10 protein-coding genes and 1 tRNA gene are annotated in these 8,451 nt (G+C 58.6%); 4 read left to right on the top strand and 7 right to left on the bottom strand.

Annotated elements, in window-relative coordinates; all coding sequences use genetic code 11:
- On the bottom strand, positions 1 to 968 hold a 968-nt coding region (locus tag AAF555_11970; protein MEM6912281.1), incomplete at its 3' end, for an IS30 family transposase.
- 39 nt (positions 969 to 1,007) lie between these two features.
- On the opposite strand from AAF555_11970, the gene AAF555_11965 reads away from it, so the two are divergent.
- Complete coding sequence (locus AAF555_11965; protein ID MEM6912280.1) at positions 1,008 to 1,952, top strand: transposase; 945 nt, start codon at positions 1,008 to 1,010, stop codon at positions 1,950 to 1,952.
- Positions 1,953 to 1,967: 15 nt separating this feature from the next.
- Here AAF555_11965 and AAF555_11960 read toward each other — a convergent pair.
- The 4 genes from AAF555_11960 to AAF555_11945 all read right to left on the bottom strand — a co-directional run bounded on the left by AAF555_11960 (position 1,968) and on the right by AAF555_11945 (position 4,311).
- A tRNA-Val gene (locus tag AAF555_11960) sits at positions 1,968 to 2,042 on the bottom strand.
- A gap of 202 nt (positions 2,043 to 2,244) precedes the next feature.
- Entirely contained in the window at positions 2,245 to 2,517 is a 273-nt protein-coding gene (locus tag AAF555_11955) for a hypothetical protein (GenBank protein MEM6912279.1), read from the bottom strand.
- A gap of 146 nt (positions 2,518 to 2,663) precedes the next feature.
- Entirely contained in the window at positions 2,664 to 2,870 is a 207-nt protein-coding gene (locus tag AAF555_11950; protein MEM6912278.1) for a hypothetical protein, read from the bottom strand.
- Between the two features lie 163 nt (positions 2,871 to 3,033).
- A complete protein-coding gene (locus AAF555_11945) occupies positions 3,034 to 4,311 on the bottom strand; it encodes a 4-hydroxy-3-methylbut-2-enyl diphosphate reductase (GenBank protein MEM6912277.1) in 1,278 nt (425 codons plus the stop codon).
- Between the two features lie 163 nt (positions 4,312 to 4,474).
- On the opposite strand from AAF555_11945, the gene AAF555_11940 reads away from it, so the two are divergent.
- Complete coding sequence (locus AAF555_11940) at positions 4,475 to 5,443, top strand: lysophospholipid acyltransferase family protein (GenBank protein MEM6912276.1); 969 nt, start codon at positions 4,475 to 4,477, stop codon at positions 5,441 to 5,443.
- 84 nt (positions 5,444 to 5,527) lie between these two features.
- On the opposite strand, the gene AAF555_11935 is transcribed toward AAF555_11940, so the two are convergent.
- Positions 5,528 to 5,944 (bottom strand): GxxExxY protein, encoded by a 417-nt coding sequence (locus tag AAF555_11935; GenBank protein ID MEM6912275.1) that lies wholly within the window; start codon positions 5,942 to 5,944, stop codon positions 5,528 to 5,530.
- A complete protein-coding gene (locus AAF555_11930; GenBank protein MEM6912274.1) occupies positions 5,944 to 6,138 on the bottom strand; it encodes a hypothetical protein in 195 nt (64 codons plus the stop codon). Before AAF555_11930 ends, AAF555_11935 begins: the two co-directional genes overlap by 1 nt.
- A gap of 132 nt (positions 6,139 to 6,270) precedes the next feature.
- Between AAF555_11930 and lgt the strand changes: the two genes are divergently transcribed.
- Both lgt and AAF555_11920 read left to right on the top strand, forming a co-directional pair.
- On the top strand, positions 6,271 to 7,257 hold the full coding sequence (gene lgt, locus AAF555_11925) for a prolipoprotein diacylglyceryl transferase (GenBank protein ID MEM6912273.1): 987 nt from the start codon (positions 6,271 to 6,273) through the stop codon (positions 7,255 to 7,257).
- 82 nt (positions 7,258 to 7,339) lie between these two features.
- The coding region (locus tag AAF555_11920; GenBank protein ID MEM6912272.1) for a MotA/TolQ/ExbB proton channel family protein at positions 7,340 to 8,451 on the top strand (1,112 nt) is incomplete at its 3' end.

Below are 8,451 nucleotides of genomic sequence, written 5' to 3'. Positions count from 1 at the left end.
TGGAAGTGGATGGATTTTCTGGGTCGGTTGTTTAGGAGGTCTTGTGCTTTGCGATATTCTTCAGGTGAGGTTGGCAGGGCTGTCTTCTTTGGGAAGAAGTGTCGATAGAGGCCGATGGTGTTTTCGACCAATCCCTTTTCCCAAGCTCGATAAGGGCGACAGTAGTAAATCTCGGCTCCGGCTGCCCGACGCAAAGCGTCATATTCCATGAACTCGTTTCCGTTGTCCGTAGTGATGCTTTTCACGCGATAGGGTCGCAGGGCTGCTGAGATCGCATTCTGCACCGAGGATGCCTTTCGATCCGGAAGTCGAAGAACGATGGAGAAGAGAGTTTTTCGCTCCACGAGGGTGAGGACAGCGCCCGGGGATCCCGCCTTGCCCAGAAAGAGATCCATCTCCCAATGGCCGTAGCGGGAGCGCTTGTTGGCGCTGGTAGGGCGTTCATGGATCATGGGTCTGTTGTCGGGCAACCGAGAGCGTCTGCGCCACTGGTGACGACGAACACGAGGCCGCGTCCTGAGGAGAGGCTGCAAACCCATGCGGTATCCGGAGTAGGAGTGGATATATCGATAAATGGTTTTGGGAGTGATGGTGTGGCCGAAGGCGCGCGGGAAGAGCGAGGCGATCTGCTCGGGACTTAGGGTTAAAAGCAGTTGTTGCTTGATGAACTGAATCTGCTGCGTGCCCAACTTCGTTCGATGCTGGTTGGCCCGATGTCTTCTCGCCTGCGTTCGCTGGTGAGCCATATTGCAGCAGTAGCCAAAACCGCAGTAATTGCGCTTGATCTCGCGGCTGATGGTGGAGGGCGAGAACTCCAGGATTGAAGCGATTTCACGGATGGACTTCCCGGCTTTCTTCAGTTTGCCGAGTAGGCGACGGTCAGAATAGGTCAGTTGCTTGTAGTTGGAAGGCATTGAACAACAACGGTTTAAGTTAGCCGATGTTGCAGTTCGGATGTCAATGGGCATGAAATCCGTCTACGGGATCGATAAACTCTCCCTATTCCGATGAGAACCGCCCGTATCCTCGCCGATCAGAATCAGTCTTCTGCTGTCTATCATGTGATTTCCCGGGTGGTGGATCGTCAGTTTGTCCTGGGAGACGAGGAACGGGAGCAGTTCGTTCGCTTTATGCGGATGTATGCCCGCTTCTGTGGGGTGGAGATCCTCACGTACTGCGCGATGAGCAATCACTTCCACCTTTTGGTGGAAGTGCCTTCTTCGGAGGGGTTTACGCTCTCCGATGAGGAGATTCTGGAGCGCTGTGGCCATGTCTACAGCGACGCAGCTCTCCGGGAGATTCGTTGGAAGCTCAAGGAGTTGTGTCCTTCTCAGGGAGAACAGGCCCTAGCCGAGTATCGGGAATCCTTGCTCTACCGGATGAACAGTCTCTCCGAGTTTATGAAGACGCTGAAGCAGCGCTTCACGCAGTGGTTCAATAAGAAGCACGGGAGACGAGGAACGCTTTGGGAGGATCGCTTCAAGAGTGTCTTGGTGGAGAATAGGGAAGGAGCTACCGACGCCATGGCGGCTTACATTGATCTTAATCCCGTGCGAGCAGGGATGGTGGAGGATCCCAAGGATTACCGCTGGTGTGGGTATGGGGAGGCTCTTGGGAGTGGGAACGAGGAGGCGCTGCGTGGACTTGCTAGGGTAGTGGAAGCTCGGGGGGCTTCAGTTCGGGTTGATAGTTCGAGTTCGAGGGAAGAGAGGAAGCGGGAGGTTTTGGAGAGGAAAGGGCAGCTAAGGCGACATGAGTGGTTGTTGTGCCGAGTGCGCTATTTCACCGACGGGGTGGTGATTGGGAGCAAGGGCTTTGTGGATGGGTTCTTCGAGGCCAGAAGAGAAAAGTTCGGACCTAAGCGCAAGAGTGGGGCGCGCAAGATGCGCTACGGAGACTTCGGTGGGCTTTGCTCGCTTAGGGACTTGCAGGTGCAGGTGATTCGCAGCTAACGCTTGGCTAAAAAATGGTGCGCGATACTGGGTTCGAACCAGTGACCCCCACCGTGTCAAGGTGGTGCTCTACCACTGAGCTAACCGCGCATGCTGAGGCCACAGCCAGTCGGCAAGTAAGGGCTCGCGCCCGGTTTTTGCAACTGCTTTTTCCCGGCACAAGAACGCCCGGATGTCCCTCGCTGAGGGATCGATCCGGGCGTCTGGAAAACCTGAAGACAAACCGCAAGAAAGAAGACGGCTTCAGGGGTGTCCCTCTGCTAGGAGCATAGCGAGGGGGATCAAGGGGCCGTTAGCGCTTTTTCTTGGCCGCTTTCTTTTTGACGACCTTTTTCTTCACGGCTTTTTTCTTAGCTGCCTTTTTCTTCACGGCCTTCTTTTTGACCGCTTTCTTTTTGACCGCTTTCTTTTTGGCGGCCTTTTTCTTGGCGGCTTTTTTCTTCACCGCCTTCTTTTTGGCGACTTTCTTTTTGACGACCTTTTTCTTCACAGCTTTCTTCTTAGCCGCTTTTTTCACGGCCTTCTTTTTGACCGCCTTTTTTTTAGCTACTTTTTTCTTCGGCATGGTTGGTGACGTGTTGGTTTAGACTGGCACGGAGAGGTCCACTGCCATCATTTTCCGTTCCGCCCACGGTGTCCCATCACTCGAAAGGCGCGATGCGGATGGAAAACTCTCGTCGAGAGGCGATCGGGAGACGCGCGCGCTCTTGACTACGCGAACCATCCACGAACCAACTCTACCGACATTTGCCTGGAAGACTCTGCTTCTTTTGGCTGCTCTTCTTTGAGAAGGAGCGGTGGCTCTTCGGCCTGCACGAGAAGAATCTGGGCAAAAAACTGTTTGGCTTTGAGGTCCTCTTTGAGAAGCCAAGCGACGATGAGGGAGGGCGACTCCAGAAAGGGGCTGGGAGTCGACATCGTTGTGGCTCTGATTCAACGATATCAAGGATGAAGGACCAAAGGTTGTTCCAACAAGTTAAATACTTATTTGAATTTATGGTCAAGACTTATTTGACTTGACTTCACTTTCGCCTTTTCTGAGAGAGGCGAGTTGGTAGCACGTGCTGGTGGATCAGGCCCCCTAGGAGGTGACCGGGGGCAGAGCGGCCACGACGCCTTCTCGATCGATTCCACGAAGTTCGAAAATTCGTAGGACGGTGGCCTCGATCAAGTTGTTCGGGCAGGAGGCGCCCGCGGTGATGCCGACGACCATGGCTCGATCGAGTTGGTTAAACTTCTGGGAGTAGGCTTCGACTTCGGTCTGCTGCTCGAGATCGTAGTGAACGATCCGTTCGAAGGACTGGAGACAGGAGGCGCTGCGAATGAAGAAAGAGGGCAGTTCTTTTTCTCCGATTTCGACGAGATGGGTGGTGTTCGAGCTGTTGTAACCGCCGACCACTAGAAGAAGGTCCATTTTCTCCCGCAGCATTTCGTAGAGGGCGTCTTGGCGCTCTTGGGTGGCACCACAGATGGTGTCAAAGGATTGGTAGTGGTCTGCGATTTCTTCTTGGCCGTAGCGAGCCACGATGGCGTTTTTGACCCGGCGTTGGATCTCTTCGGTTTCCGATTCCAACATGGTGGTCTGGTTGGCGAGGCCCACTTTGACCAAGTGGACATCGGGATCGAAGCCGGGGGAGTAGGCTTCGGCGAATCGTGTGAGGAAGGCTTGTTTGTCTCCGCCGTTTCGGATGTAGTCGCAGACGAGGTCGCATTCTGCCAAGGTCAAGAGCACGAGGTAGTGTCCGGTGCCGTCTGTGCCCAGGGCGCGGGAGGCGGTGGCGAGGGTTTCCTCGTGGCCTTTTTTTCCGTGAATGATGGAGGTGTAGCCGCCCTTGGCGTTGTTTTTGACTCGCTTCCACACGCTCATGACGTCGCCACAAGTGGTGTCGATGACGTAGACTCCCCGCTCCTGGAGCTTGTTCATGAAGGGCATGGAGGTGCCGAAGGCGGGCACGATGACGACGTCTTCTTCTCCCAGGTCTTCATACTCCTGGGTGAGGTTTTCCCAGTCGAGGCTGGTGATGCCCATTTCGACTAGCTGGCGATTGACCTCGGGATTGTGAATGATTTCACCGATGAGGAAGATGCGATTGGTCGGGAAGACCCGCCGCGCGGCGTAGGAGAGGTCGATGGCGCGTTCGACCCCGTAGCAAAAGCCAAATTGCTTGGCCAGGCGCACGGTGGTGTTGCCAATGGCGAGCACGCCTCCGTGAGCCCGGATGCGCTCTACGATCGAGCTGCGATAGTGGTCCCGCACTTCGTCTTCCACCAAGGCCATGACATCCGGGCGGCGCACGTTGACGCGCTTCTTCAGCCGTTTCTTGGCTGGGATGATGGACGATTCAGGTGGTTGAGACATGGAAGGGGAGGGGGCGTCCTTGGTTACGAGGGGGACCGGAACCAGCGTTGCGGGGAAGCTTCGGGGGTCATAGCATGTTTTGGGCGCGTTTTCCAGCGGTGACTGCCTTTCCCGGCTATGCTTTGCTGCGCTTTTGCGGTAGGGCAGTTTTCGCTCGAGAGCCATGAATTGGAAAGACTTACGTTATCGATTGGAGTGGACGGGGGTGGCGAGTCTCCGCTTTGCCATTCCGAAGTTGCCGCGGGCTATGGCCTTGGGGCTGGCGCGGGGGTTGGGCCGCTTGGCTTACTGGATCGATGCGCGAGGTCGCCAAACGGCCTTGGAAAATCTGCGCGTGATTTTCGGCGATCGTTTTGACGAGAAAGAGCGCCGGGCTATCGCGCTCGAGAGCTTTCAAAACTTTGCCCGCAATGCCGTCGATCTTTTCTGGGCAGGGCATCTCACGCGGGACAATTACGAGCAATTTGTCGAGATCCAAACCGACCACATGGACGCAGTCGAAGAAGGGCGGGAGACGGGGGCCATCTGGGTCACACCGCATTACGGCAATTTTGAGTGGATCGCCTACATGATGGGCTTTCGTGACTTCCCCTTCATGATCATCGCGCAGGACTTCAAGAATCCTCATCTGACCCAGGTGATCAAGGAGTGCCGGGAGGGCAGCGGCCACGAAGTGATCGGCCAACGCCGCGCCATGATCAAACTCCTCAAGCATCTCAAAGGCCGGGGCCAAGCGGCCTTTTTGACCGACCTCACGGTCAAGCCCAGCCGGGCTGCCACCATCATTCGCTGCTTCGGTCGCCAAACCTGCGTCACCCTGCTGCACGCGGTCTTGGCCGAACGCAGTGGCCTGCGCGTCATTCCCGGCATGTGTTTTCCCCAAGCCGATGGCACCTACCGGATCGAGGGCTTTGCTCCGCTGGAATTCAGCGAGGGCGAGAGTCTCCAGCAAATCGCGCAGAGCTGCTGGGATGTCTTTGAGGCCAAGATCCTGGAGAACCCAGGGCCCTGGATTTGGATGTATAAGCATTGGCGCTATCTCCCGGCAGAAGCCGATCCGGCCACCTACCCGGCTTACGCCAACCGCAGTGCGCGCTTTGACGCCTTAGAAAAACAAATCGCGGAGAGCTGATTGCCCGGCTTTTTGAGCGACCCCGGCCCGAAGCCTTCTTCCTGGCGTCCGACCACCTTCTCTGCCCGCCCCAGCGCTGGGGTTTCAGGCTTCCTTCCAGGGGACCTTGGGCGTTTCTCCCGAGACGATGACCCGCTTGATGCCATCGCGGAAGTCGGGGACTGCGAAGTCCACCAGAAAGCCTACCTCGTAGCCGCCGAGGCGCAGGCTATTGATGAGCCGACGCTTGTCGGCAGCCCCGTGGCTGTCGTCACTTTGGCAATCGATCACGATGGAGTCTTCCACCACGAAGTCGACTTTCTGCTGCACATCGAGCAAGGCCCCTTTGTAAAAGACCTGGAGTGGTCGGTCCCGATCAAAGAACAATTCCCGCATCCGCAGCTCCTGCGCGAGAGCGGCCAGGTAAGCCTCTTGCGGCAGCCCGGGGCCCAACTCGCGATGGACCTCCATGCAAGCACTCATGACCGCATGGGGAAGTTCTTCTTGGTTGAAGGGGGACATCAGGGAGCGGAGGCCGCAGAGGAGGGCGCGGGGAGCGGGAGCACCGGGACGCGTTCCCCGTCTTCCGGGGAAAGGCGGGAACCGGTCGCCAAGAGCACGAGGTAAAGCGCCAAGACGAAGAGCAACAGACTCATTTCCAGCGCAGTGATCGACTGGTTTTCGCTCTCAGAAGCTGGCTCAAGAAACGGTTTCATGGCAGAAAGGCATCGGCCTCCCGCCACGATACAACGAGTGCGCCATCGGCAATCTTTGATTGAGGGAAACTTCTCCCAAGATTTGACAAGCCCACGCTGGACAAGCTCCCCCAAGCCATCGTTGGATAGAAGGTGCCCCTCGCGGAAATCGTCCATCACTTCGACCCCTTCGTTTTCCGCTTCAGCGAAACGGTGGGGCTCCGCTGGTATGGTTTGGCCTACCTGGGCGGCTTTCTCTTGGGCTTTGCCATTTTGAAGCGCCTTTGCGAGCGGGGTTTCTGCCAGCTCCAGCCCAAAAAAGTGGCCGACTTCATCACCTATGCCGCCATCTTCGGCGTGCTCTTGGGCGGGCGTCTCGGCTACATGCTCTTCTACAACTTGGACGGTCTGCGGGCCGATCCCCTGAGCTTCATCAAGGTCTGGGATGGGGGCATGGCCAGCCACGGCGGCATTCTCGGGCTTGTCTTTTTCACGCTCTATTACTCACGCAAGCACGGTCTTTCTTGGCGGAACCTGGGGGACAACCTGGTGTGCGTGGCGCCGCTTGGCATTCTGTTTGGTCGCTTGGCCAATTTCATCAATGGCGAACTCTATGGTCGCATCGCCCAAGGCGTGCCCTGGGCCATGAAGTTTCCCATGGCCCTGGAGCGCCGCCCTCCGGCCAGTGGGGTCGAGCCGGTCTTGGTGGAAGTGGCCGAGTTCAATGACGAACCGCTGCGGGCCTACGTCGAGAGCGGCAGCCAAATTCACAGCGGCATCCACGCGCTGGTGGCAGCTGGCCAAAAGGACCCGCGCGTCTTGGACCGACTGGGTGACTACCTGGCGCCCCGCCACCCCTCGCAGCTCTACGAAGGCCTGTTGGAGGGCGCGCTCCTCTTCGGCGTTCTCATGCTGGTGCGCTTTCGGTTTCCCAGGTTGCGCTATGGCATTTTGACCGGCCTCTTCTTTGTGCTCTACGCGCTCTTTCGCATCGTGGTGGAAAACTACCGAGAGCCCGACTTGGGGATTGCCTTGTGGTGGGGCCTCAGCCGGGGCCAATTTCTTTCCCTCTTCCTTCTTTTGATCGGGGTCGTCTTTCTGGTGACGGCCAGCCCAGCCGAGAAGAAAAGGCCCGCTTAGTCCAAGTCAGGCTCCTTTGCCTCCTTTGCGAAAGCGACCTTGCCAGACTCCCTGAATCTTATTAGAGTGTCTGAAATTCAATTTGGTCGAACTAATTAGCGCCTCTTCTCTTTCCTCGATTCTCGCCGCCCTGCCGGTGGAGACTCTCTTGGCTTCGCTCGGTGGCTTTGACTACGCCTTGCGCGAGTCCAGCCTGCCGGGGCAAGTGCTGGTGGGGCTGCTCCTGGTGCTATCCTGCTTCAGTTGGGCCGTCATGATCACCAAGTTCCGCGTCCTGGCCAAGCTGAAAGCGCGCAATGCCATCTTCCTGGACAAGTTCCGGGAGGCGGCCGCCCCTATGGACCTCTACGAGGACGAGGTGGATCCTCCCGAAACCCCGTTTTCCAGCGTCTACCAGGCTGGCTGTTCCGAGCTGGACTTCCACGCCCGCCGGGGGGAAGACCCCAAGGATCCGGCCCAGCCTTTCGAGATCGCCTACCGGGTGAACCCCGCGCAGACCGAAGCCATTCGCCATCGCATGGACCGGGCGGTGGGAGATCGCATCCTGGAGCTGGAATCGCAAATGACCGTGCTGGCGACCGCCGTGAGCGGCGCTCCTTTTCTTGGGCTTCTGGGAACGGTCTGGGGGGTGATGGACACCTTCGCCGGTGTCGCGGGCGTCGCGGGCGGCGCGAGCTTGCAGGTCATGGCCCCGGGGGTTTCGGCCGCCTTGGTCACGACCGTCATCGCTCTCCTGGTGGCCATTCCGGCTATGTTTGGCTACAACTACCTGGTGCGAAACATCCGGGTGGCGATCGCCTCCATGGAGCAATTTGCCGCGGAAATCTCCACCGCCTTTGAGCGGCGCTACACCGACTACCTCGACTCGCGGGAAAGCACCCCGCCCGCTCCCCGCCCCGCCGCCGCCGTCTTGCAACCAGCCCCGGAGCCCTCTCCCACTCCCCCCGACGAGACCCCTCCTCCCCCGGCCAAAGCGGAGAGCCCCGCCCCCGCCCCCCTGGGTCCCCCGCCTTTCACCAAAGCCCCCGTGGAACCGGCGCCCGCCCCAGCGCTAGAAGCAAGCAAGCCCGTGGAAGCGCCCGCAAAAAAGGAGCTCTCCTCCCCCCCCGCCGCTCAGGGCACCGCCCCGCCCCCGCCCCCCCCCCCGCCCCCCCCCCGCCGGGCGCCGCCACCCCGCCCCCCCCCCCCCGCCCC

Source organism: Verrucomicrobiota bacterium (genome assembly GCA_039027815.1).
Lineage (GTDB): Bacteria > Verrucomicrobiota > Verrucomicrobiia > Verrucomicrobiales > JBCCJK01 > JBCCJK01.
Note: the sequence above shows the minus strand (reverse complement) of the source record. Positions and strands in the feature narration are given on the sequence as shown.